The organism is Lacticaseibacillus thailandensis DSM 22698 = JCM 13996, from assembly GCF_001312865.1.
Lineage (GTDB): Bacteria > Bacillota > Bacilli > Lactobacillales > Lactobacillaceae > Lacticaseibacillus > Lacticaseibacillus thailandensis.
The window spans coordinates 556,480-582,242 of record NZ_BBER01000001.1 but is presented as its reverse complement, the minus strand read 5'-3'; the positions used below and the strand labels follow the sequence as shown (position 1 = coordinate 582,242).

At 54.0% G+C, this 25,763-nt stretch carries 15 protein-coding genes and 9 pseudogenes; 19 read left to right on the top strand and 5 right to left on the bottom strand.

Going from position 1 to position 25,763, the window contains the following annotated elements:
* The first annotated feature begins 12 nt into the window (after window positions 1–12).
* From rimM to JCM13996_RS02805, 4 genes and pseudogenes are all read left to right on the top strand, one after another.
* Window positions 13–534: a ribosome maturation factor RimM gene (gene rimM, locus JCM13996_RS02820; RefSeq protein ID WP_054749500.1), complete on the top strand. Its 522-nt coding sequence runs from the start codon at window positions 13–15 to the stop codon at window positions 532–534.
* A pseudogene (gene trmD, locus JCM13996_RS02815) lies at window positions 524–1,320 on the top strand (tRNA (guanosine(37)-N1)-methyltransferase TrmD). Before rimM ends, trmD begins: the two are co-directional and overlap by 11 nt.
* Before the next feature lie 135 nt (window positions 1,321–1,455).
* Window positions 1,456–1,803 (top strand): 50S ribosomal protein L19, encoded by a 348-nt coding sequence (gene rplS / locus JCM13996_RS02810; protein ID WP_054749499.1) that lies wholly within the window; start codon window positions 1,456–1,458, stop codon window positions 1,801–1,803.
* Window positions 1,804–1,907: 104 nt separating this feature from the next.
* On the top strand, window positions 1,908–2,135 hold the full coding sequence (locus tag JCM13996_RS02805) for a YneF family protein (RefSeq protein WP_054749498.1): 228 nt from the start codon (window positions 1,908–1,910) through the stop codon (window positions 2,133–2,135).
* A gap of 80 nt (window positions 2,136–2,215) precedes the next feature.
* On the opposite strand, the gene JCM13996_RS02800 is transcribed toward JCM13996_RS02805, so the two are convergent.
* Window positions 2,216–2,899, bottom strand: a complete 684-nt coding sequence (locus tag JCM13996_RS02800) for an NAD-dependent protein deacylase (protein ID WP_054749497.1) — start codon at window positions 2,897–2,899, stop codon at window positions 2,216–2,218.
* A gap of 221 nt (window positions 2,900–3,120) precedes the next feature.
* Here JCM13996_RS02800 and JCM13996_RS02795 point away from each other — a divergent pair, with 221 nt between their 5' ends.
* Both JCM13996_RS02795 and JCM13996_RS02790 read left to right on the top strand, forming a co-directional pair.
* Window positions 3,121–4,881, top strand: coding sequence for an ABC transporter ATP-binding protein (locus tag JCM13996_RS02795; RefSeq protein WP_054749674.1), 1,761 nt, complete (start codon window positions 3,121–3,123; stop codon window positions 4,879–4,881).
* Window positions 4,871–6,669, top strand: a pseudogene (locus JCM13996_RS02790) (ABC transporter ATP-binding protein). Before JCM13996_RS02795 ends, JCM13996_RS02790 begins: the two are co-directional and overlap by 11 nt.
* A 76-nt stretch (window positions 6,670–6,745) precedes the next feature.
* On the opposite strand, the gene JCM13996_RS02785 reads toward JCM13996_RS02790, so the two are convergent.
* The 4 genes and pseudogenes from JCM13996_RS02785 to JCM13996_RS02775 all read right to left on the bottom strand — a co-directional run bounded on the left by JCM13996_RS02785 (window position 6,746) and on the right by JCM13996_RS02775 (window position 9,776).
* A complete protein-coding gene (locus JCM13996_RS02785; protein WP_263848844.1) occupies window positions 6,746–7,114 on the bottom strand; it encodes a hypothetical protein in 369 nt (122 codons plus the stop codon).
* A gap of 65 nt (window positions 7,115–7,179) precedes the next feature.
* Window positions 7,180–7,350, bottom strand: a complete 171-nt coding sequence (locus JCM13996_RS10760) for a hypothetical protein (protein ID WP_156321827.1) — start codon at window positions 7,348–7,350, stop codon at window positions 7,180–7,182.
* Window positions 7,351–7,535: 185 nt separating this feature from the next.
* Window positions 7,536–8,941, bottom strand: a pseudogene (locus JCM13996_RS02780) (APC family permease).
* A 184-nt stretch (window positions 8,942–9,125) separates the two neighbouring features.
* On the bottom strand, window positions 9,126–9,776 hold the full coding sequence (locus JCM13996_RS02775) for a lysophospholipid acyltransferase family protein (protein WP_054749495.1): 651 nt from the start codon (window positions 9,774–9,776) through the stop codon (window positions 9,126–9,128).
* A gap of 104 nt (window positions 9,777–9,880) precedes the next feature.
* Here JCM13996_RS02775 and JCM13996_RS02770 point away from each other — a divergent pair, with 104 nt between their 5' ends.
* The 13 genes and pseudogenes from JCM13996_RS02770 to rimP all read left to right on the top strand — a co-directional run bounded on the left by JCM13996_RS02770 (window position 9,881) and on the right by rimP (window position 25,753).
* Window positions 9,881–10,618, top strand: a complete 738-nt coding sequence (locus tag JCM13996_RS02770) for a tRNA1(Val) (adenine(37)-N6)-methyltransferase (protein ID WP_054749494.1) — start codon at window positions 9,881–9,883, stop codon at window positions 10,616–10,618.
* Window positions 10,611–10,889: a GIY-YIG nuclease family protein gene (locus JCM13996_RS02765; RefSeq protein WP_054749493.1), complete on the top strand. Its 279-nt coding sequence runs from the start codon at window positions 10,611–10,613 to the stop codon at window positions 10,887–10,889. Before JCM13996_RS02770 ends, JCM13996_RS02765 begins: the two co-directional genes overlap by 8 nt.
* Before the next feature lie 223 nt (window positions 10,890–11,112).
* Window positions 11,113–11,882: pseudogene (rpsB, locus tag JCM13996_RS02760) on the top strand (30S ribosomal protein S2).
* A gap of 81 nt (window positions 11,883–11,963) precedes the next feature.
* A complete protein-coding gene (gene tsf / locus JCM13996_RS02755; protein ID WP_054749491.1) occupies window positions 11,964–12,845 on the top strand; it encodes a translation elongation factor Ts in 882 nt (293 codons plus the stop codon).
* Window positions 12,846–13,052: 207 nt separating this feature from the next.
* A complete protein-coding gene (gene pyrH / locus JCM13996_RS02750) occupies window positions 13,053–13,775 on the top strand; it encodes a UMP kinase (RefSeq protein WP_054749490.1) in 723 nt (240 codons plus the stop codon).
* Window positions 13,775–14,350: a ribosome recycling factor gene (gene frr / locus JCM13996_RS02745; protein ID WP_054749489.1), complete on the top strand. Its 576-nt coding sequence runs from the start codon at window positions 13,775–13,777 to the stop codon at window positions 14,348–14,350. Before pyrH ends, frr begins: the two co-directional genes overlap by 1 nt.
* A gap of 271 nt (window positions 14,351–14,621) precedes the next feature.
* Window positions 14,622–15,301: pseudogene (gene uppS, locus JCM13996_RS02740) on the top strand (undecaprenyl pyrophosphate synthase).
* Window positions 15,302–15,321: 20 nt separating this feature from the next.
* The gene (locus JCM13996_RS02735; protein WP_054749488.1) at window positions 15,322–16,113 is read left to right on the top strand and encodes a phosphatidate cytidylyltransferase; all 792 of its coding nucleotides are present in this window, start codon (window positions 15,322–15,324) and stop codon (window positions 16,111–16,113) included.
* A gap of 40 nt (window positions 16,114–16,153) precedes the next feature.
* Window positions 16,154–17,388, top strand: a pseudogene (gene rseP / locus JCM13996_RS02730) (RIP metalloprotease RseP); the annotation flags it as partial.
* A gap of 64 nt (window positions 17,389–17,452) precedes the next feature.
* Window positions 17,453–19,173: pseudogene (locus JCM13996_RS02725) on the top strand (proline--tRNA ligase).
* Between the two features lie 158 nt (window positions 19,174–19,331).
* Window positions 19,332–23,662, top strand: a pseudogene (locus JCM13996_RS02720) (PolC-type DNA polymerase III).
* Window positions 23,663–23,814: 152 nt separating this feature from the next.
* Window positions 23,815–24,930 (top strand): lactate oxidase, encoded by a 1,116-nt coding sequence (locus JCM13996_RS02715; RefSeq protein WP_054749487.1) that lies wholly within the window; start codon window positions 23,815–23,817, stop codon window positions 24,928–24,930.
* A 347-nt stretch (window positions 24,931–25,277) separates the two neighbouring features.
* Window positions 25,278–25,753: pseudogene (rimP, locus tag JCM13996_RS02710) on the top strand (ribosome maturation factor RimP).
* Window positions 25,754–25,763 lie beyond the last annotated feature (10 nt).

Sequence of the window (25,763 nt, the reverse complement as noted above, 5' to 3'; positions counted from 1 at the left end):
CGAGGAGAAAATATGTCTGCATACTTACACGTAGGTAAAATTGTCAATACCCACGGAATCCGTGGTGAGGTGAAGGTGATGCCCAACACCGACTTTGCCGCCCAACGTTTTGCTGCAGGCGCTGAGTTGGTAGTTTTGACCACCCCGCCGGTGACGGTGACGATTGCCAGCGTCCGCATTCACAAAGGGTTGCCGTTATTGACGTTCCGGGGCTACGACGATATCAACCAGGTGCTGCCGTTCAAAGGCGCCATGCTGGGGGCTACTGGCACGCCTGACGTTGAGCTCGAAGACGATGAGTTTATGTACAAAGATGTGATTGGTCTAACCGTCGTTGATACTGACGGCCACACCATTGGTACCGTGCGAGAAATTCTCAGTCCTGGTGCCAACGATGTGTGGGTGGTGGATCGTCCCGGGCACCAAGACTTGTTGTTACCATACCTGCACTCGGTGATGTTGAACGTTGATTTGACGCACCAACAGGTCATTGTTGACGTACCAGAAGGGTTGGATCCAGAAGATGCAAATTGATGTACTAACGCTATTTCCCGAGATGTTTGCCCCGTTGACGCAATCGCTTATTGGCAAAGCCGTGGAGGACGGGTTGCTTGACTTGAACTTGATCAACTTTCGGCAGTATACGCACGATAAGCATCAGCACGTGGACGATACGCCTTATGGTGGGGGTGCCGGGATGTTACTCAAGCCCGACCCACTGTTTGAGGCCATGGACGCGGTGAACGCGCAGGATTCGGGCCCTAAACGGGTCATCCTGCTCGATCCAGCGGGTAAGCAGTTCAACCAGCTGCCGCCGATGATTTGGCACATGAGCAACACCTGGTCTTTATTTGTGGGCATTATGAAGGGTACGATGAGCGTATCCGGACGCTCGTGACCGACGAGTTCTCACTCGGCGACTTTGTGCTCACGGGCGGCGAAATTGCGTCGATGGCCATGATTGACGCCACAGCGCGCCTTGTGCCCGGGGTTTTGGGCAACTCCGTGTCCCCCGAAACCGATAGTTTCCAAAATGGGTTACTGGAATATCCCCAGTACACGCGACCGGCGGAATACCGGGGCATGCGTGTGCCTGAAGTCTTGCAAAATGGTAACCACCAGTTAATTAACCGGTGGCGACTGAAGGAGAGTTTACGCCGGACATACTTACGACGGCCAGACCTACTCACGGGGTTGACGCTAAGCACGGAGGCGCAGAAGTTGCTGCGTGAGGTGCGTGGTGAAGAAGCCACCAAACAGGCGGCGGCCCGGCTGCAAGCCAGCGATGATACTCATGATGATGTTCATCCGGAGGTCTAGGGGTATTTGCCAAGGTGTGCCCCTTTACAGCCGCGGATGCAGATGGTAGACTTAACCATTGTGGTACGCCACTAACAACGATATTCCGCTGGTCACAGAGGGTGGTTATTGAATGTCGGCAAAGGAGAAAGAACTATGAATCAATTGATTAGTGATATTACTAAGTCCCAGTTGCGGGATGACGTTCCTGACTTCCGTCCTGGTGACACGTTGCGTGTTTACGCCCGGATCGTCGAAGGCGACCGCGAACGTATCCAACTGTTTGAAGGTGTCGTTATTAAGCGCCACGGCGTTGGTATCTCCGCTACTTACACGGTGCGTAAGATTTCAAACGGGGTCGGCGTTGAACGTACTTTCCCACTCCACTCACCACGGGTTGAGAAGATTGAGGTTGTTCGTCACGGTGCCGTCCGTCGCGCCAAGCTTTACTACCTGCGCGCACTGCGTGGGAAGGCAGCTCGTATTCGCGAAAAGCGTCGTTAAAGCTGTTTCGAGGCGACCGTTCCGGTCGCCTTTTTTTTGGTCAAACTTGGGCCCAACTATGGTAAGCTTAAGTCATTCATCGACTGTGGGGAGGATTTACCGGCATGATTGGTATGTTGATCTTAGGAATTGTTATTGGTGCTATTGTTGGTTTGATTGGTGGTTTCTTCGGTGCGCGTGCGTATATGAAGAAGTACTTCCAGGACAACCCGCCAATTAACGAAGAAATGATGCGCACCATGATGATGCAGATGGGGCAGAAGCCATCCGCCAAGAAGCTCAACCAGATGATGAACCAGATGAAGCAGGCGCAAAAGCGTAGCAACAAGTAGTCTGGTACCGCATCATGAACAAGCAAAGGCGCTGACGATTCCGTGAGGAATAATCAGCGCCTTTTTGTGGGTCGTGGGGGTCACTGCAGGGCGGCAAACACCTCAGTGGCGTCGCCGATAATCATGTGCCCACCCGCTGGCAAGGGCAATGGCGTGCGGTTGACCGCGGCAATGACCGCGTTAGCGCCAGCGTATTGAATCAATCCGGCAAACGGGTACACTGCCAGACTGGTGCCGACAACCACAATGAGGTCGGCAGCGGTAATAGCCTGGATGGCAGCTTGTACCACCTGTTCGTCAATGGGTTCGCCGTACAACACGATCCGGGGACGAATCAGGCCGTGGTCCGTTTGGTGAATATAACTTTGCTGGTACTCCGCCAGTGTGAACGGCTGACCGCACTGGGTGCAGTACAGGTCGTATTCGTTCCCATGAAATTCGACCAGGTGCTTGGTCCCGGCTTGCCGATCGAGCCCGTCAATGTTTTGCGTCACGACCGTGCCTTTACGGTTGGTAATAGCCGCCATCTGGCGGTGAATGATGTTTGGCTGGGCTTGGGGGTAGTACATGTGGTGGATCATGAAGTCGTGAAAAGCGGCCGGATGGTCCCGCAGATTATCAGCCGACAAGGAATATTCCGGGTGTTGGCTGTAGATGCCGGTGGGGGACCTAAAATCGGGAATCCCCGAAGCAGTCGAAACGCCGGCCCCGGTCATAAAACACACGTGATTAGCCTGATCAATGGCGTTTTGTAATGAGAACATCATGGTGGCCTCCTCTAGTGGTGCAACTAACGTCCGCACCCTCATTATACGCCGGCGGCAGTAGGGTGGCGGTTGGGGCTATGGCTCGCCCAAACGGATTGACGTGTGGGCCCGTGACCAAAAACTAATGACATTTTAATTTTGTTTTAAGTCTTGAATTTATTTTTAACCCGCTATACACTTGCTTAATTGATGTACGTGATGGAGAGGAGTTGATGCAGTTGGGTATCTTTAAACGCTTGGGGTGGTTTTTCCGCGCACAGCGACGTAACTACGCAGTGGGTATTCTGGCCCTGTTTATGACCTCACTCATGAACCTGGTGCCACCGAAAATTATTGGGACCATGGTTGACGCGATGAACGATCACACCGTCACGGCGGCCAAATTACTACTATGGCTGGGTGTCTTGCTGGTTGCCGCCATCCTGCAGTTCCTCTTTCGGTATGGTTGGCGGACCCACATCTGGGGTGGGGCGGCCACACTGGAGCGGACATTGCGGACGCGCTTGTTTTGGCACTTTATGCGGATGGACACGACGTTTTATCAGCGTCACCGCACGGGGGACTTGATGGCCCACGCAACCAACGACCTGAACGCGATTCAAAACGTTGCTGGTGGTGGTATCCTGACCCTCTTTGACTCGTTCTTGACCGGGGGTACGACTTTGATCGCGATGGTACTGGTCGTTGATTGGCGCCTGACCCTGGTGGCGATTTTGCCGATGCCATTACTGGCCGTGATGGCCCGGAAACTGGGGCGGCGCCTACACGACGCCTTTATTGAGTCGCAGGCGGCTTTTTCCCGGTTGAACGACAAGACCCAGGAATCGGTGACGGGCATCAAGGTCATCAAAACGTTTGGCCAGGACAAAGAGGACACTGAGGACTTTAATAACATCGTTGACCGGACGATCAAAATCAACCGGCGCGTGAACATGATCGACGCGTTGTTTGATCCCACCACGACGTTGATCATGGGTATCACGTACCTGATTACGATTGTGTTTGGTGGCTATCTCGTCATGCAGCGGCAGATCACCATCGGCCAGTTGGTCTCCTTCGTGGCGTACGTCGCCGCGTTGGTCTGGCCCATGTTTGCCATTGGCCGCCTGTTCAACATTCTGGAGCGGGGGAACGCCAGTTATGACCGCGTAGAAAAGTTGCTGGCGGAAAAGAGTGCCGTGGTGGAAGCACCGCAGCCAATCACGACGCCGGCCGCGGGCGACATCCGCTATGCCATCAACAAATTTACTTACCCCGGTGATGATCACGCCGCGTTGGTTGACGTACACTTTACGCTGCACGCTGGCCAGACGTTGGGGATTGTTGGGCGTGTTGGTGCAGGCAAGAGTACGATTTTTAAGCTCTTGATGCGCGAATTTGACCACTATGATGGCGTGATCGAGTTTGGTGGCCACGATATTCGGGCTTACTCACTGGACGCATTGTTGGACGCTATCGGCTACGTACCGCAGGACAACTTCCTGTTCTCCACCACCGTGGGGAATAATATCCGCTTCAGTGCTTACAACGAGAGTGCGGCGGCGGTAGAAGCAGCGGCGCGTACTAGCGCGGTGCACGATGACATTCTGGGCTTTCCGGAGGGTTACCACACGGTGGTTGGTGAACATGGGGTCAGCCTATCCGGTGGGCAAAAACAGCGTTTGGCCATCGCCCGGGCCGTTATTGGCTGGCCCGAATTGCTGATCCTTGATGATGCGCTGTCGGCGGTCGATGCGCGTACGGAGGAAGAAATTCTGGACCACATGCAGACGGACCGGGCAAACAAGACCACAATCATTGCGGCGCACCGCCTCAGCTCCGTGATGCACGCCGACCAAATCATTGTCATGGACGGTGGGCGCATTATCGAGCGGGGGACGCACGCACAGCTGCTAGCTAACCACGGTTGGTACGCACAAATGTGGTCGTTGCAACAATTAGCGAACAAGGTTGAAGGGGGTGACACTGATGCCGGATAAGGATCAATACCAGTCGGCATGGTCGCAAAGTATCCCCGCGCGGGAACAATTTAAAATAATTCGCCGAATGTTTACGTACGCCAAACCGTACAAGCGGCAGTTTGGGTGCGCCATCGTCGGTGTGATTGGCATGTCCGCCATGAATATTGCCTTGCCGTTCATTCTGCAAGAATACATGGACCGCTACTTGCGGAACATGTCCGCGACCACGGCCGTTATTCTGGGAGTAGCAAGCCTCTACGGTATGGGCACGATTATCAAGCCTTCACCCAGTTTTTCCAGTCGTTTCTGTTTCAAATGGGCAGTGAGCGGGGCCTAGAAGATGCCCGGCGGCAACTGTTCGCCAAGCTGCACCAGTTGGGCATGCGTTACTTTGACCAGACGCCTGCCGGTTCGATCGTATCACGGGTGACTAATGACACGATGACCTTTGCAGATTTTGCGAACGTTTGGCTGACGGTACTCGTGGGTTTGACCAGCATCGTCACTTCGTTTGTCACGATGATGGTGATGGCCCCCAAAGTAGCGGCTCTCGTACTGATTTTTTTTGCCCATCCTGATGTTTGTGGTGTGGTACTACAATCACTTTGCCAGCCGCGTTTACCGGCACATGCGGGAACGGTTATCAGAACTGAACACTAAGCTCAATGAATCAATTGAGGGTATTCAGATTATTCAGCAATTCCGGCAAGAGCACCGGATCAGCGATGAATTTGAAGAAATCAACTCGGATTACTTGCGTTCGCGGCGGATGATGATCCGTACCAACAGTGTGTTCCTCGGCTCCATGATCAGTTTTCTGTACAGCCTGGCGTTGGTGGTGGTACTGGCCGCATTTGGGGTCACCTCGTTGCACAGCTTTGTGGCTGCAGGAATGGTCTACGCGTTTACCACTTACGTGCAGAACTTCTTTAACCCGATGACCAACATGATGGATAACCTGACCTTCCTGCAGGATGGGGTGGTTGCGGGCAGCCGTATCTTCCACATCCTGGATAGTAAGGAGTACGCCCCGGCACAAAATCCTGGTGCGCACGCGGTCATGCAGCAGGGCAAAATTGAATTCCGCCATGTCAGCTTTGCTTATGACGGTGAACACGAAATTTTGCATGACATTAGCTTTGTGGCCAATCCCGGTGAAACAGTGCCCTGGTTGGACATACCGGTAGCGGGAAGAGCTCCATTATTAACGTCATGATGCGCTTCTACGAGTTCGGTCAGGGTCAGGTCTTGATTGACGACGTGGATATTCGGGACTACCCGGCCGCGGAACTGCGGCGCAAAATTGGGCTGGTACTGCAGGATTCGTTTATGTTTTATGGTGATATTAGTAGCAACATTCGTCTGTATAACAAAGATATTACTGACGCCCAGGTTGAAGCCGCTGCTAAGTTTGTGCAGGCGGACGGTTTTATTGAACAGTTACCGGGCGGCTACCACGCCAAGGTGATTGAAGGTGGCAGCCAGTTTAGTTCTGGTCAGCGGCAGCTGATCTCCTTTGCCCGGACCGTGGTGACCGACCCTAAGGTACTAGTGCTTGATGAGGCTACGGCCAACATCGATACTGAGACCGAGAACCTCATTCAGGAGGGGTTACACCGGCTGCGGCAGGGGCGGACCACCATTGCCATTGCCCACCGACTGTCAACCATCAAGGATGCTAACCTCATTCTGGTACTGGATGCGGGGCGCATCGTTGAACGGGGCACCCACGATGAATTGATTGCCCAAAAGGGTCGTTATTACGACATGTATGAATTACAAACAGGACGTGAGCACCTCGACTAGGATGCGTACCCCCGTACCCCCATAGTAAAAGCGGATCACCCGGTGGTGGTCCGCTTTTGTGGTCCGTAGTTACTTATTAGTTCAAAGGTTGCTGTTCTGGCTGCTTGACGAGCCCCGCACCGGTCAGCCCGCCCACCATCAGCTTCATTAACCAGTCGCGAATGTCCGCTACGCTCATGGTGGTGGTGCCAGCCGCGTGGATGCGTACCATCAACATCATGTTGGAAACGATGAAGTTGGCGATCAGGGCCGCTTCACCGCTGTCCTGGTGCACCTGGGTGACTAGTTCATCCTGTAAAAACGTGGTCAGTTCGTGCTGTACGCGCCGCGCCAGGAAGCTATACTCGCCGCTGGTCATAACGTACGTGTAGAATTCACGGTTACTCGTAAAGAATTCGTCGAAGACGTGCATGAAGAGTTCCCAATTGTTTTGGTAGTCCTCCATGCTGTGGACGCGCAACCGGGCAATCAGGTCCTGCGCGATGTCGTCTACGTAGGAATCCGCTAGGTCTACGATCGAATCGTAATGTAGATAGAAGGTTTTCCGGTTAATACCGGCGTGCGCTGCGAGCTCGGATACCGAAATACCATGCCATCGTGATCGGCCAGCACCATTTCCTCAAAGGCCTGCTTAATGGCATGCTGCGTCCGGATAACGCGACGATCATGCTCATTCTTCATGTTGCCATCTCCCCATAAAAAAATATTCTCCTCAATCTTACTACTTTTGTTGCATAAACGACAATAATCAACTAAGTGTGTAGCATCAGTCAAGACTGAATGGCGGCGGTGTAAAAAAAAGGCACCCCCAACAAGTGGGGATGCCAGGTAGTACGGTCAGCCAAGCGCACACGGGACGCTTAATGTTACTGGTCACGTTGTGGAGATTGCGGTGTTGGTAACTGACCGTGCCGGTAGCCGTAGGTAAAGTAGATAACCAGGCCCAGTGCAAACCAGATGCCACTCATCATCCAGGTTTCCTTGCTGAGCTGGCTCATGAACACCAAGCAGAAGATAAAGGACAGCACCGGTACGACGGGGTAACCGGGAACCCGGAAGCCCGTATTATGGATATCACCATGGCGCCGTAAAGGAATGATGCCAATCGAAACGAAGGCAAAGGCAATCAGGTCCCAATGTTGACCAGGTTCACAAGTTGATCCAGCGGGATGAAGCCACCCATCACCGCAATGATGGTCGTGACGACCCACAAGGAGTTGTTGGGCAGCTGGTTGCGCACGTGGCCAAACCACCGTGGCAGCAAGCCATCGCGACCAATGGCGTAAACCAATCGACTGGAACTGTAGACCATCGTCAACATCATGGTGAACATGCCGGCCATGGCGCCAATGGCAATAATACCGGCCAGTTGGGGCTGGTGCACGACCTGCAGGGCAAAGGACACGGGGTTGGCCACGTCCAAGCGGGTGTATTTCACCATCCCGGTGAGAACAACGGCGACTGCCACGTACAAGATGGTGGCAATAATCAACGTACCAATAATCCCACGTGGGAGGGTATGCTGCGGTTTCTTCACTTCGGGCGCACTAGCAGAAACAGCGTCAAAGCCGAGGTAGGCGAAGAACACGGTCGAGGCGCCACCCAGCACACCTTTGAAACCAAACGGCATGTAGGGGTGCCAGTTAACGGGCCGGATGAAAAACAGCCCGACGCCGACAAACAGGATGATAATGGCAATTTTGATGAGCACCATGGTACGTGAAACCACCATTGACGTCTGCATGCCCCGACTGAGCATTAGGCCGACGATGAGTACCACGATGATGGCCACCAAGTTAATGTATGTACCGTGCGCCGGATCGAACGCACCGCTGATAGCGCGAGGCAGGTGAATACCGAAGCCAGACAGCAAGCTACTGAAATAACCCGCAAAGCCGGTGGAAACGGACGCGACGGCGAGCATATACTCCAGAATGAGCGCCCAACCGATGATCCAACCGATGATCTGGCCAAATACAATGTTCCCATAGGCGTAGGCCGAGCCGGCAATTGGTAGTGACGACGAGAATTCGGCGTAACACATGGCGGCGAGGCTGCAGACCACGGCTGCCAGAATAAACGAAATCGCGATTCCTGGTCCAGCGGTGGTAGCGGCGACGGTCCCGGGTAGAATAAAGATCCCGGTACCAATAACAGCACCAATGCCCAGCGCGATGAGGTCGCGGGTGGTCATGGTACGAGCAAGTTGATGATCCGCGAGGACGGCAGTGTGCACATCCTGCTTACGGAAGATTTTGGACCAGAAAGACATAACTTGGTTCCTCCAAACTGATGTGGTTGAAATTACGTTGTCGTTAGCTGGCAATTAAGTCCGATTATAGCACGGTTAGGGATTAGTTCGAGGATAGGTTTGCGCGACTAACGGCTGCCGGCACAAAAAAAAGCGCTTGTTGTACCCATTAGGTGGGTCAACAAGCGCTTGTGTCTGTGCGGGCTTAAACTTCTCCGTGCTCTTTTTCTTCGGCGTACTTCTTGGTGTCCGTCACGTATTTAAAATTAGGGTCGATCTCTTGGTCAAGCTGGTCAAAGGCGCTCTGCATCCGGTTGCCCATCTCTTTTTGTGCGGCGTCGTCCAGTTTGCCTGTGAGCATGGGGATGGGGTCGCCAAAGCGGACGGTGATCCGCTGGCGGCGCAGTAGGTCGCGGAAACGCAGCGGGCCTTGGTAAACAGCTGGTACGAGCGGTACACGGGCCATCTTGGCAATCAGGACGGCGCCACCTTTAAGTTCGTTGGAGTAGCGTGAGCCACTAGGGAACATAATCAGGGCTAGCTGGCCTTGGCGTAATTTCCGGACCGGCGTCTTGATGGCACTGGGACCAGGGTGTGCCCGGTTAACCGGAAACCCATTGGCATGAACCAGAATCCAGCGTATTATCGGATTATGAAATAATTCTTCTTTGGCCATAAACATATAATCGCGCGGTGCCCCTGCGAGGGCAAACATAATGGGGTCCCACCAGGTACGGTGGGGGCCGACCAGGACGTACGGCCCGTCAGGCAGCGCGGACTTATTTTGGTAGTGGGTATTGCCATTCAGTAGCCATACCACAACGCGGACAATGCCGCGGGCGATTGAGTAAAACACGGGGAAACGCCTCATTTCTTCGTCAGTCAAGGCGCAAACGCCTTGTCAACAATTATTATATCATTGATGGTTGTATCTGTAGGCATGGGTGACAGGAGTAAACAATGGATTTAGCAGCAAACGAACGTATTGATGAATTACGGCGTGATGGTACCAAAATTATTCAGAGCCCCGGCGTGTTTGCCTTCTCCCTGGACGCGGTGTTATTGGCCGACTTTGCGGTGGTGCACCCCCGGGACCAAGTGGTCGATCTCGCTGCCGGTAATGGCGCGGTCGGCCTATTTGTGGCGGGGCGCGTCCCGGGTGTGCACGTGACGATGGTCGAACTGCAAGCACAGCTGGCCTCAATGGCACGGCGGAGCGTCAGTCTGAACGGCTTTGATGACCGCGTGCAGGTGATTCAGGGCGACCTGGCGGATACCTGGTCGGTGGTTTCCAAGGATTCGGTCGACGTGGTGACGTGCAACCCACCATACTTCAAAGTGCAGCCAGGTAGCGTGCAGAATCCCAATACCGCGCTGGCGTTGGCCCGGCACGAATTGACCACCGACTTTGCGACGGTCGTGCGCATTACGGCGGGGTTATTGAAGACGGGTGGCAAGGCGTTCTTCGTGCACCGGCCTGACCGACTAGTGGAATTGCTCTCGACGCTAGCCGCCGCTGACCTGGCACCCAAACGTATCCGCTTCGTTCACCCCAAGGCCGGTAAGGAAGCCAACATGGTGCTCATTGAAGCCATCCGGTCTGGCCGGCCAGACGGGGTGCGGATCCTACCGCCATTTGTGGTGTACCGGGCGGACGGTCAGTATACGGACGAAATGGCGGCGATTTTCGATGACTGAAGCACGGGCGGCGTATTACTTTTACGTGGTGCAGTGTGCCGACAATACATTCTATGGCGGCTATTCGACCGACGTGCAGGCACGCGTGGCCACCCACAATGCGGGTAAAGGGGCGAAGTATACGCGGCAACGGTTGCCCGTCACGCTGATTTACGCTGAGCAATTTGCCACTCAGCACGAGGCCTTGTCGGCCGAGTGGCACTTCAAACACCAATCCCGGCGAGCCAAGGAAGCCTTTTTGGCTGCACACGGTGCACACTGGCAGCGATAAACGTGCGGCCTGGGGCTAGATCACAGTGGTGGTGAGCACAGCAACCTAACCGGCAGACTTTGTCGCCGTCAACGCTTGCGTAGCGCGGCGTTATCGGGTATACTATCATGCGTGTGCAAAACACAAGCTTACATTGAGGCCGGATTGCAGGATCGGTGCGCGCGAGCGTCTTCCTGTGAGTTGATGGCGTCAAGAAGTCAAACCATATTATGGAGGATTTATCATGTCAGTATTAAGCATGAAGCAGTTGCTTGAAGCTGGTGTCCACTTTGGTCACCAGACCCGTCGTTGGAACCTAAGATGAAGCCATTCATCTTTACGGAACGTAATGGTATCTACATCATTGACCTGCAGAAGACGGTCAAGATGATTGACGACGCCTACAACTTCGTTAAGGACGTTGCGGCCGACAACGGTGTGTTCTTGTTTGTTGGTACTAAGAAGCAGGCTCAGGACTCCATTGCTGAAGAAGCAACCCGTGCGGGCCAGTTCTACGTTAACCACCGTTGGCTTGGTGGTACCTTGACCAACTGGACGACCATCCAGACTCGGATCCGTCGCCTCAAGAGCATCAAGCGGATGGCTGATGACGGTACCTTTGACCGTCTGCCAAAGAAGGAAGTTGCTTTGCTGAAGAAGCAGCAGGCCAAGCTTGAAAAGTTCCTTGGCGGGATCGAAGACATGCCGCGGATTCCAGACGTTATGTTCATCGTTGACCCACGCAAGGAAAAGATTGCGGTTGCTGAAGCCCACAAGCTGAACATCCCGATCGTTGCCATGGTCGACACGAACACTGACCCAGATGACATTGACGTTATCATCCCATCAAACGATGACGCGATTCGTGCCGTTCGTCTGATCACTTCCACGATGGCTGACGCTATCATCGAAGGCAAGCAGGGTGAAGAACAGGGCGCTGACGATGCCAACGCCGACGCAGCCACTGATGATGCCGCAGCTACTGACGCAGCCGCTGCTGACACTCAGGACTAATATTAACTAAGTAATTAAATAAGCTGTCTGGGCCTGGTGCTCCAGGCAGCTTTTTTTCAAACTCAAGGAGGATTGCCAGCTATGGCTAAGATTACCGCAGCACAAGTAAAGGAATTGCGTGACAAGACTCAGGCCGGAATGATGGACGCCAAGAAGGCGTTGGTTGAGGCTGACGGTGACATGGACAAGGCCGTTGACGTTTTGCGTGAACGTGGCTTGGTCAAGGCCGCGAAGAAGAGTGGTAACACCGCTGCCGAAGGTTTGGCTGCCGTGGCCGTTAAGGGTAACGTCGCCGCAATCGTGGAAGTTAACTCCGAAACCGACTACGTTGCGTCCAACAAGGAGTTCACTAGCTTCGTTAAGGAAGTTGCCCAGGTTATTGCTGACAACGCGCCAGCCGACATGGACGCGGCTTTGAACTTGAAGATGGCTAGTGGCGACACGATTGACATGGCGGCCAAGTCATTGACGGCTGTGATTGGTGAAAACATCAAGCTACGTCGCTTCAACGTCATCAAGAAGGGTGACGACGAAGTGTTCGGTTCATATTTACACAACGGGGCACAGATTGCGGCGGTGGTTACGCTGAAGGGTGCCGATGAAGCAACTGCCCGCGACGTGGCCATGCACATTGCGGCTATCAACCCGAAGTACATGACGCGTGATGACGTGCCTGCTGACGAACTGCAGCACGAAACTGACGTGTTCACTGAAGAAACTAAGAACGAGGGCAAGCCAGAAAAGATTGTGCCACGGATCGTTGAAGGTCGGGTGAACAAGTGGTTGTCCGAAATCTCATTGGTTGACCAGGAATTCGTTAAGGATCCTGACCAGACCGTGGGCAAGTTCGTTGCTTCCAAGGGTGGTACGGTGGAAGCCTTCACCCGTTACGAAGTTGGCGAAGGGATCGAAAAGAAGGCCAATGACTTCGCTGAAGAAGTTATGGGTCAGATCAAGAACTAGTGATTGTTTGATAGCCGTGGCGGCGACGCTGCGGCTTTTATTTTGACTAGGTTGTAGTACTATGGGTCACCCCCCTGGGGCGTGTGGATCCTTTTTCGGGGAGATCGTCACAGTGCCAAGAAGCATGCTCAGGCCTAATGGTAGACGTGGCCGCGTCTCGAGGACTATGGTAAACTAGTTGGTAGTAAACATAGAGGAGTATTGTTCATGGTTAAGTATAAACGTATCGTTCTTAAGATTAGTGGTGAGGCCCTGGCCGGTGATGCCGGTTTTGGGATCCAGCCACCAGTCATCGCCAAAATCGCCAAAGAAATCAAGGCCGTTCACGATTTGGGTGTGCAGATTGCCATCGTTTGTGGTGGTGGTAACATGTGGCGTGGTGAAGCTGGCGCTGCAATGGGCATCGAACGGGCCCAAGCGGATTACATCGGGATGTTGGGCACCGTTATGAACGGATTGGCCCTCCAGGACGCGTTGGAACAGATTGACGTGCCAACGCGAGTCCAAACCTCGATTGAAATGCGGCAGATCGCGGAACCATACATTCGCCGGAAGGCCGTACGGCACCTGGAAAAGGGCCGCGTCGTGATTTTCTCGGCTGGGACTGGTAACCCGTACTTTAGTACGGATACTACCGCTGCTTTGCGCGCCGCTGAAATTAATGCGGACGTTATCTTGATGGGTAAGAATGGGGTCGACGGTGTCTACTCTGCTGACCCGGCCAAGGATGCTACTGCGGTGAAGTACGACCACTTGACCCACATGGATATTATTGCCAAGGGGTTGAACGTGATGGACACCACGGCCAGTTCCCTCTCCATGGATAATGACATTCCGTTGGTAGTCTTTAACATGAACGAACCGGGCAACATTGAACGGGTGGTCAAAGGCGAAAACGTCGGGACCACCATTGAAGGAGGAGAATCATAATGGCTAACGCTGCGATTAACGATGCCAAGGACCGGATGGACAAGTCTTTGAAGGCTTTGTCGCGCGATTTGGGCTCTATTCGGGCCGGTCGTGCCAACGCCAGTTTGTTAACGGGAATTAACGTTGATTATTACGGGGCACCAACGCCATTGACCCAGATGTCCGCCATTACCATTCCGGAACCACGAGTCCTGCAAATCAGCCCTTACGACGAGTCCAGCTTGAAGAACATTGAGACGGCGTTGCTCAAGTCCGACTTGGGGATCAACCCCCAGAACGACGGCTCGGTTATTCGCCTGGTCATTCCGCAACTGACGACGGAAACCCGTCAGGAGCTGGCCAAAGAAGTAGGCAAGCACGCAGAACAGGGAAAAATTGCCATCCGTAATGTGCGTCGCGAAGCCATGGACAGCCTCAAAAAGCAGGAAAAGGACGGCGACATTAGTGAGGATGAACTCCGGCGTCTCGAGAAGGACGTACAGAAGATCACCGACGACGCCACCAAGTCCGCCGACGACATGGCTGCCGCCAAGGAAAAGGAAATCACTGAGGCTAGTGGTAACGCTGAACGTTAACGGTGGTTAACTGAATTAGCAATGCGGTAGTGTTGCGGTGGCATGTTTGCCCCTACACTACCAGGATGACCCTAAAGTGCCGTTGGTGCCTTTAGGGTCATCTTCATTTTTGGCGCGAACCCATTAATCGGGTTTAATGGTTGGTGGGGCGCGCAGACTCTGCTAGAATATAACCTGATTAAGAAACGGAGGCGTTGGTTTGTTTAAAGCCAAAGAAGCGGCGGGTGTCACGGTTGATCCGGAGCGGATTCCCCGGCACGTCGCTATCATTATGGACGGCAACGGGCGCTGGGCACAAAAGCGGCACCTGCCCCGGATTGCCGGTCACAAGCAGGGAATGGAAAATGTGCGCACAATTACCCGTGCAGCTAGTGACCTGGGTGTGAAGGTACTAACGTTGTACGCGTTCTCGACCGAAAATTGGGGCCGACCACAAAAAGAGGTCTCGTACCTCATGAGTTTGCCGGTCACGTTCTTCAATAAGTTTGTGCCGGAATTGATTGACCAGAACGTGCGCGTCATGGTGATGGGTAACATTGACCGGTTACCCGAGTCAACCCGCACGGCCACCCTTAACGCCGTACGGGATACGGCCGATAATACGGGCATGGTACTTAATTTTGCTCTGAATTATGGTGGCCGGGACGAAATCGTCCGGGCTACCCAAGCCATCGCGACGGACGTAGCGGCGGGGCAGCTGCAACCGGACCAAATTGACATGCAGGCGGTGAGCGACCGGTTAATGACCGCGCCACTGGTACATTAGCGGATCCAGATCTATTGATTCGGACCAGCGGTGAGGAACGTATTTCCAACTTTTTGCTCTGGCAGTTGGCGTACACCGAAATGGTTTTTACGGACGCATTGTGGCCGGATTTTGGCCCTGATGAATTAACGGCGGCCGTGGGCGAATACCAGTCCCGTGACCGGCGCTTTGGCAAAGTTAAATAAAAGAAGGGGTTAAGTCAATAATGAAGCAACGTGTAATTACGGCGGTAGTCGCCCTCATCATCTTTATTCCCATTCTGATTGCTGGTGGGTTTTGGGTGGATCTAGCGGCGGCCGTCTTGGCACTGGTGGGGATCGGTGAAATTTTCATCATGCGCAAAAAGATCATCGTGTCGGTGGAAGCCCTACTGGCGGCCCTGGCCACGTTGGTCGTGGTGTCACCAGATCAATATTTGCAGTGGATTTTGCGAACCGGTCTCAGCCGGGTAGACTTGCTGGGTATCTTCATGATGCTACTTCTGTTACTGACGGTGACGAGCAAGAACAAAACCAATTTTGATAACGTTAGTGTTACCATGCTGGGTATTTTGTACGTAGGCACGGGGTTCCATTACTTCGATGTGGCGCGGAACCAAGGTGGTCTGGCATTACTCATGTTCGGCATGTTGATTGTGTGGTTGACCGACTCGGGGGCCTACATTTTTGGCCGCGCGTTCGGTAAGCACAAGTTGTGGCCGGCCATCAGCCCCAACAAGACCTGGGAAGGTTCGATCGGCGGCGTCATCGTGGCGATGATTTTTGCCGCCATTTACGGGCAATTCTTCACCTTTGGTTACAGCTTGCCCATCCTGATTCTAATTGCCTTGTTCCTATCTATTTGGGGCCAACTTGGCGACCTCGTGGAATCAGCGTTGAAACGGTACTACGGGGTTAAGGATTCCGGAAAGATCTTGCCGGGTCACGGTGGCATCCTGGACCGGTTCGATAGTATGTTATTCGTATTGCCGATGCTTCACTGGTTGGGCTTCGTTTAAGCCTGATTGGTCGCAGATATTCCCGAGGAGGGGTTTCATGCTGGTGACAATCATTTGGTTTATCATCATTTTTGGCACCATCGTCATCGTGCACGAGTTTGGTCACTTCTTCTTTGCTAAGCGGTCTGGTGTGCTGGTCCGTGAGTTTTCGGTCGGGATGGGGCCCAAATTACTGAGTACCCATCATCACCACACAACGTACACCCTACGCCTATTACCGTTAGGTGGGTACGTCCGCATGGCCGGCTGGCAAGATGAAGAAGTCGACATCAAGCCCGGTACGCAGGTGACCGTTACGACGGGTGACGCGGGTCAAGTGACACGCATCAATACTAGTGACCGGATGACTCTTACTGGTGGTATTCCGCTGGTGGTGGATAAAATTGACCTGGTGCACAAGCTCACCATTACCGGTTACGTGAATGGAGACGAGGATGACGCCCGGACCTTACGGGTGGATCACGATGCGACCATCATTGAAGCTGATGGCGTGGAGGTGCAGATTGCCCCGGAGGACGTTCAGTTTCAAAGTGCGCCGTTATGGCAGCGGATCCTGATCAACTTTGCGGGGCCGCTGAACAACTTTTTGCTGGCGGTGGTTACTTTCTTTGTGGTGGCACTAGCCTTCGGTGGTACGCCGTCGAACAGTAACGTGATCGGTGGTGTCGAGCAGCATTCAGGTGCCGCCGTTGCGGGCTTGCGGGCCAGCGACCGCATCGTGAAGGTTGGCCAGCACAAAGTCGCGGAGTTTACCGACATTGCGGCGGCCATTAAGCACGATCAAAATAAGACCGTGGCCGTGACCGTACGGCGTAATGGGGCCACGAAACACTTACGCGTGCACCTGAAGCAGGGTGTTCTGGGGGTGTATAGTTCCCGAAACACGGGCGTGGTGAACGCCGTTAAATATGGGGTCACGCAGCCGTGTATGATCACCAAGCAAATTTTTAAGGCGCTCGGCTCGTTGATTTTTGGCGGCTTTTCACTGAACAAGCTGGCCGGACCAGTGGGCATTTACACTATGACTAGTGAGGTCTCCCACGAGGGGATCTACACGATTCTGTACTTCATGGCGTCCCTGTCGATCAACCTGGGCATCATGAACTTGTTGCCAATTCCCATGCTTGATGGTGGCAAGATCCTGTTCAACTTAATTGAGTTGGTTCGGGGTAAAGCGGTCAAGCGGGAACATGAAGCATGGTGACCCTGGTTTTTGCCGGGTTGCTGATTGCGTTAATGGTGGCGGTCACCATTAACGATATACTACGGATTTTTTTAACGGATAATGCGTGTGGGGTGCCTAGTGCACCTATACATAGATTTGAGGAGGAAACGTTTAATGAAACAGAGTCGTATGTTCATTCCCACGACCAAAGAAGTACCGGCCAACGCCGAAGCAAAGTCCCATCAGTTAATGTTGCGTGCGGGCTACATCAACCAGGTGGCAGCGGGGGTGTATGCCTACTTGCCATTGGCCCAGCGTGTGTTGGACAAGATTGAAGCCATTATTGACCACGAAATGGACAAGATTGATGCCGTCAAGATGACGCAGCCACATTTATTGCCGTCCGAACTGTGGGAGGAATCGGGCCGTCTAGCTACTTACGGGCCGAACTTGTACCAGTTATCCGATCGGCACGACCGGGGGATGATTCTCGGCCCGACGCACGAAGAAACTTTCACCGCGATGGTGCGCAACCAGTTGACCAGCTATAAGCGGATGCCTTGGTGCTTTACCAAATCCAAACGAAGTTCCGTGATGAAGACCGCCCGCGGTACGGTTTGTTGCGCGGCCGCGAGTTTGTGATGCAGGATGCTTATTCCTTTACCAGTAATGAACAGGACCTGGACACGGTCTATCACGACATGGAGCGGGCTTACACCAACGTGTTCAACGCATTGGGGCTTAACTACCGCGTCATCATTGGCGATGGGGGTGCGATGGGCGGTCAAGATTCTAAGGAATTTTCTGCCATTGCGCCAATTGGTGAGGACACCATCGTGTACTCCGATGGTTCAACTTACGCCGCTAACCTGGAAATGGCCACGTCAATGACGGTGCCAACCGCTGCTAATACCGCTGAACCCGGCAAACTTGGGCTGGTGGACACGGGTGATGCCAAGACGGTCGATGAAGTCGCTGCCAAGTTGGGTGTCAACGCTGACCAGATCATCAAGGCGGTGCTGTTTATTGCCGACAAGGAACCAGTGCTAGCAATCGTGCGCGGTAATTACGAAGTAAACGACGTGAAGTTAAAGAACCTGCTGGGTGTGGACTTCCTGAATATAGCTACGCCCGAACAGGTTCAGCAATACATGCACGCGCAACCTGGTAGTGTGGGTCCGATTAACGTTGATGACGACGTCAAGATCATTCAGGACCAAAGTGTGAGCGAGATGGTCAACGCCTTTGCCGGGGCCAATCAGTCCGGGAAGCACTACCAGAACGTGAACCCTGGGCGCGACTTTAAGGCGACGCAGGTGGCCGACATCCGCTTTGTGACTGCCGGTGAAATGTCACCGGACGGCCAGGGCGTGTTGAAGTTTATGCGGGGAATCGAAATTGGGCACATCTTTAAGCTTGGTACCCGTTACAGTAAAGCGATGGGCGCTAACTTCCTGGATGAAAATGGTCGGAATCAGCCAATCATCATGGGTTCCTACGGTATCGGGGTATCGCGTTTGTTGTCCGCTATCGTTGAACAACATGCGGACGATCATGGTATCGTTTGGCCCAAGAACATTGCCCCATTTGATGTCCACGTGCTGCCAATGAACGTGAAGAAGGCGGAGCAGATGCAATTGGCCGAAGCCGTCACACAGCAGTTGGAGGACGCGGGTTACAGCGTGCTCCTGGACGACCGGAAGGAGCGGCCGGGCGTGAAGTTCGCGGATGCGGACTTGATCGGTCTACCGGTGCGGGTCACGGTCGGCAAGAAGGCCGCCGACGGAATCGTCGAGGTCAAGCTCCGGGCCCACGGGGATGCTATCGAGGTTAAGCAAGAAGAACTGGCTAACTCGATTGCCATCCTGCTCAAGGGCGAAGACGACGCTGACTAAGCGCACACACTGAATCAGATAGCGCCACATCCGGTTATGGGTGTGGTGCTTTTTGGTTTGGGTACCGCAACGGCTCGGTGATAACCAGTCGATTTAGGACCCGGGTTTGCGTTACAATGATGGTTAGTTATTTGCCAACCAACGGAAGGATTTTTGCCATGCTCAGTAAGCGCGAAATGTTTGAAAAACTGGTCGAACAAATCGACCTTGATCCTGGAATCACCAACGCCCCGGCGTTCAGCACCGCAACGGTGGACCAGGTGGTCGTGCACAAAGAGTCGCGGCGGTACGAGTTTACGTTCACGATGGGCGAGATTTTGCCCTTTGCCCTGTTTAAGGAGTTCGGGAACACCCTCGCGGCTGCCTTCAAGGACATCGCGGCGGTGAACGTGCACATCAAGGTGGCGCGGCCCGTCTATGATGAAGGCCTTGTGCGTGGCTATTGGGACTACGTCGTGCAACACGCTGCCGTGGCGTCGCCCCTCGTGCGCCAACAGTGTGAACGCGTGACGCCAACCATTCAGGGGCACGATGTCCTCATTAACGTGGAGAACGAACCGGTTGCACAGTTTTTCTCCGACCAGGGCATTCCGGCGCTGGAAGCCGCTTACGCTGATGTCGGCTTTGCCGGCTTGCACATGCGCGCGGTTGTTGATCAAGCCGCGGAGGCCGCCAGCCTCGAAGCGTTTAACACCAAAAAAAGCGGCAGAGACGGCCGCCATGGCGGAACGCGCCGCGGCTACGATTCAGCAGTCCAAAGCGGCCACCGCGGACCGCGAGCAAAACGTCAAGGTGCAACTGGGGCGGACCATCAAGCTGATGAAGAGCCCCAACAGATGGTGACCATCAACGAAGAGGAGCGGCGGGTACTGATTGAAGGCTACGTCTTTGACGCCGAAGTGCGCGAACTCCGGAGCAAGCGTAAGCTGCTCACCTTTAAGATGACCGATTACTCTAGCAGCTTCCTCGTGAAGAAGTTTAGCAATAATGCTAACGACGAAGCGGTGTTTGACCAGATTCACGCCGGCATGTGGCTGCGGGTCCGCGGTAGTGTGCAAGAAGACAGTTACAGCCGCGAGTTAACCGTGAACGCCCAGGACGTGGTGGAGGTCAAGCACGCTGAGCGCCAAGACACTACTGAGGGTGAAAAGCGCATTGAGTTGCACCTGCACACCAACATGAGCCAGATGGATGCCATCCCTAGCATCTCGGATTACGTTAACCGGGCAGCCAAATGGGGATACGAAGCCATTGCGGTGACAGACCATGCCGTCCTGCAGGCTTACCCAGAGGCCCACACGGCCGCGGGCAAAGCGGGCATCAAGATGCTCTACGGGGTAGAAATCAACCTAGTTGACGACGGCACGCCCGTCGCGTACCGGGCGGATACGCCGGCAGTTTTAGCGGACCAGACCTACGTCGTCTTTGACGTGGAAACCACCGGTCTGTCCGCGGTGTATGACAAGGTCATCGAATTAGCCGCCGTGAAAATGCGTGATGGGGCCGTCATCGATCAGTTTGAAGAGATGATCAACCCTGGCTTTGCCCTGTCTGACTTCACGATCAACCTGACACACATTACCAATGAGATGGTGCAGCAAGGCGGTCAAGAAGCCGACGTCATGCAGAAGTTCATTGACTTCAGTCAGGACGCCATTCTGGTCGGTCACAACGTTACGTTTGACGTGGGGTTCCTGAACGCGGCGTACGACCGGATGGGCGCTCCGGCGATCAGCCAACCCGTCATCGATACTTTGGAGCTGTCGCGTTCGTTGCACCCTGAGCTGTCCAACCACAAGCTGGATGCACTGAGTAAGCGGTATAACATTTCCCTCGAGAATCACCACCGGCTAACGCCGATGCCGAGGCGACTGGTTACGTAATGTACGCGATGTTCAAAGAAGCACAGGCAATGCATGGCTGGACCAAGTTGAACGAACTCAACTCCTTGGTCGGTCAGGGGGACGCCTATAAACGGGCGCGCCCGAGCCACGCCATCGTGCTGGCAAAGACCCAGGCGGGCTTAAAGAATCTGTTTAAGCTGACTAGTGAGTCGATGACGCAATACTTTTACCGGGTGCCCCGCGTGCCGCGCAGCCGGCTCAACGCATTGCGTGAAGGGCTGATCGTTGGGTCCGCATGTGATCGCGGCGAGGTCTTTACGGCCATGATGCAAAAGGGGACGGCCGAGGCGGCCGACAAGGCCAAGTACTACGATTACCTCGAAGTGCAGCCATTGCCGAATTATTCCCAGTTGTTGGAAGGTCAGCTAGTATCGGGGCCAGCCCACCTGAAGGACATCATTAGTAAAATTGTCCAGATTGGCCACGACCTGGACAAGCCCGTCGTGGCGACGGGTGATGCCCATTACTTGGATGATCACGACGCTATTTATCGGCACATCCTGATCAACAGTCAGGGTGGCGCCAACCCACTCAACCGGTACCCGTTGCCCGATGTACACTTCCGCACAACTGACGAAATGTTGCACGAGTTTGCCTGGTTAGGTGCGGACACCGCGCGGGAACTGGTCATCACTAATACCCACGTGGTGGCCGACTGGATCGACGGTGACATCACTCCCGTGAAGGATAAGTTGTACACGCCAGAAATTCCCGGGGTCAACGAAAACTTCAAGCGGGACGTTATGGCAACGGCCCACGAGTGGTACGGCGAGCAGTTGCCGGAATTGGTGGCGACCCGGATTGACAAGGAACTGAAGAGTATTATCGGTAACGGGTTTGCGGTGATTTACAACATCGCGCAACGGCTGGTACAGAAGAGTAACAAGGATGGGTATCTGGTTGGTTCCCGGGGGTCCGTTGGGTCTAGCCTAGCGGCAACTTTGTCCGGCATCACCGAGGTTAACCCCTTGCCGCCGCACTACCGTTGCCCTGAATGTCAGTACAGTGAGTTCTATACTAAGGGTGAGTATGGTTCCGGCTTTGACTTGCCCGACAAGAAGTGCCCCAAGTGTGGGGCCGACCTCATTAAGGATGGGCACGATATTCCCTTTGAAACCTTCTTGGGCTTCCATGGGGACAAGGTGCCTGATATTGACCTGAACTTCTCGGGTGACTACCAGCCAGTGGCGCACAACTACATTAAGATCCTGTTCGGGGAGGACCACGCGTTCCGGGCCGGGACGATCGGTACGGTGGCAGACAAGACGGCGTACGGGTACGTGAAGGCCTATGAGCGGGACACGGGCAAGGTGTTCCGTGGCGCCGAAGAGGACCGACTGGCCAAAGGAGCGACGGGGGTTAAACGGACCACCGGCCAGCATCCGGCGGGAATTCTGATCGTACCGTCCAACATGGATATTTATGACTTTTCGCCGATCCAGTACCCAGCCGATGACCAAAACGCGGCCTGGCGCACGACCCACTTTGATTTCCATTCGATTCACGACAACATCCTGAAGATGGATGTACTGGGGCATGATGATCCAACGATGATCCGTATGTTGCAGGACCTGTCGGGGGTCAACCCGAAGTCGATTCCAACTGACGACCCAGGAGTGATGAAGCTGTTTTCGGGGACGGAGTCGTTGCACGTGACGGCGGACCAGATTGGTACCAAAATGGGTACTTTGGGTATTCCTGAGTTTGGGACGCGTTTTGTCCGGGGGATGCTTGAAGAAACTAAGCCGTCCACCTTTGCCGAGTTGCTTCAGATTTCTGGCCTGTCACACGGGACCGACGTGTGGTTGGGCAACGCTGAAGAACTGGTACAAAACGGGACCATCACCCTCAAGGATGTTATTGGTTGTCGTGACAACATCATGATGGACTTGATCCACTGGGGCATGGATGACTCCATGGCCTTCAACATTATGGAGCACGTGCGTAAGGGTCGGGGAATTCCCGACGAGTGGCAACAGGCCATGCGCGACAACGACAACGTGCCGGACTGGTACATTGACTCCTGCCTGAAGATCAAGTACATGTTCCCGAAGGCCCATGCCACGGCCTACGTCATGATGGCCTTACGAATCGCTTGGTTTAAGGTCTACTACCCGCTGGTCTACTACGCAGCATACTTTTCCGTGCGCGCAGAAGACTTTGATTTGGTCGCAATGTGCCGGGGCAAAGACGCAGTCAAGGCCGCTATCAAGGAAATTAGCGATAAGGGTCGGGATGCGTCCGCCAAGGAAAAGAACCTGCAAACGATCCTGGAAATTGCTAACGAGTGTTTGGAGCGTGGGTTTAAGATCAAGATGGTGGACATCGAGCATAGTGACGCCCATGACTTTCAAATCGTGGATGACCACACGTTATTGGCCCCGTTCCGGGCAGTACCGGGCTTGGGCGAAAACGTGGCCAAGCAGATCGTGTCGGCGCGTGAAGAAAAGCCGTTCCTATCCAAGGAAGATTTGGCGAAGCGGGCCAAGGTTTCGCAGACATTGATCGACTACATGACCACACAACACGTGTTGGACGAGCTGCCGGATGAGAACCAGTTAAGCTTGTTTGATAATTTATTCTAATTAATAATGTAGCGACGGGTGCTGGCCATGTAGGTCAGCACCCGTTTTTTTGGCAAAAAAATTTTGATTGTCGGTTTACTTTTAAAAAGTAAGTGCTATACTAAGTCGCGTAAGCAATTCATCAGGCAACAAGACAAGAAAGGTGATTAATTATGACGTTAACAAATGGCTATGAACAAAGTGACCGTGAAGAGCAGTTGCACATTTTGAACCTCCCGTCCCTCGAGGCAGCCGCTAAGAAGATTATTCCTACTGGTGGTTTCGGCTATATTTATGGCGGCGCTGAGGATGAGTGGACGTTGAAGGCCAACACGCAGGCGTTTAACCACGTCCAGATTGTGCCGCGGGCATTAGCGAATATTGATCATCCAGACTTGAGCACCGAGATTTTTGGGTTGCACTTGGACACACCGGTGATGATGGCGCCCGCTGCGGCACAAGGGTTGGCCCACGCGAAGGGTGAGGTGGATACAGCCAAAGGGGTCGCGGCCGTTGGCGGCTTGATGGCACAAAGCACGTATAGTTCCACGTCCATTGCGGATACGGCGGCCGCCGGTGACGGCGCACCACAATTCTTTCAGTTGTACATGAGTAAGGACTGGACGTTTAACGCCAGTCTGCTCGACGAAGCTAAGCGTGCTGGTGTGAAGGCCATTATTTTGACGGTGGATGCAACGGTGGATGGTTATCGTGAAGAGGATATCGTCAATAACTTCCAGTTCCCGATTCCAATGGCCAACTTGGAAAAGTTCGCTAACGGTGACGGTAAGGGCCAAGGTATTGGCGAAATTTATGCGGCCGCAGCTCAGAAAATTAGTCCAGATGATGTGCGGCGGATCGCTGATTACACGGACCTGCCTGTCATTGTGAAGGGCATCCAGTCTCCAGCTGATGCGCTGCGGGCCATTGGTGCCGGTGCGGCCGGGATTTATGTTTCCAATCACGGTGGTCGGCAGCTCAATGGTGGTCCAGCCTCATTCGACGTCTTAGCGGACATCGCCAAGGCGGTTAACCACCAGGTACCAATCATCTTCGACTCTGGCGTGCGCCGGGGAAGTCACGTCTTTAAGGCGCTGGCTGCGGGTGCCGACTTGGTCGCCTTGGCGCGGCCGGTAATTTACGGTTTGGCGCTGGGTGGCGCACAGGGTGTCCAGAGCGTCTTTGAAGCCCTGGACCACGAGCTCGCCATTACGATGCAACTGGCGGGCACGAAGACAATTGAGGACGTTAAGCACGCTCCGTTGACGCATTTTCGGTATGACGATTAACATTTATTGAGTACCAAGAGTTCCCGGTGGCGCCGTATGGTGCCGCCGGAACTTTTAATTTATGGTTTACGGTTGGTGGGGGAATGTAGTTCCGGTAGGTGGGACGTGCTCCGGGGCCGGTGTTGCGGGTAGCGGTCATTGACAAGTGGTTCACTGAGCCGTACCAATTCAGCGTCCTTCCTACTAATTAGGATGCGCACTGTTAACCCGTGTTCTGACAAGGAGTAAGCCTTGCCACCTCGGGAGGGGTATGGTACAATAACAATTGATTTTAAGACCTCGGTCGAGTGAGCAGCGATGCTCACTCTTTTTATTGCCGGGTGTCATGACCGAAAGGGGGCACAGTAATGAGTACGGTGGTTGATACGGTGACGGCAATCGTGCAGCCAATTGTTGACCGGCACAACTTTTTTTTCTAACCGACGTTGAGTTTGTGAAGGAGGGCGCTGGCTGGTACCTGCGTGTTTACATTGACAAGCAGGGCGGCATCACCCTTGATGATTGTGTGATGGTCAATGACGAACTGAGCGAACAATTAGATGCAATCGAACCTGACCCAATCCCGCAGGCCTACTTCCTGGAGGTCTCGAGTCCAGGTGCGGAACGACCGCTTAAAACCGCTGAAGATCTAACGCATGCGGTGGGTGAGTACATCCATATCAGTCTGTTTCAGAAACAGGATGGACAAAAAGTCTTTGAGGGTACGTTAACGAACCTGACCGATACGGAGTTAACGCTTGCCTACAAGGTCAAGGGCCGCCCACGCACGGTAACCGTTGCGCGGGATAATCTGGCTAATGCACGGATGGCCATCGAGTTCTAGGTAAAGGAAG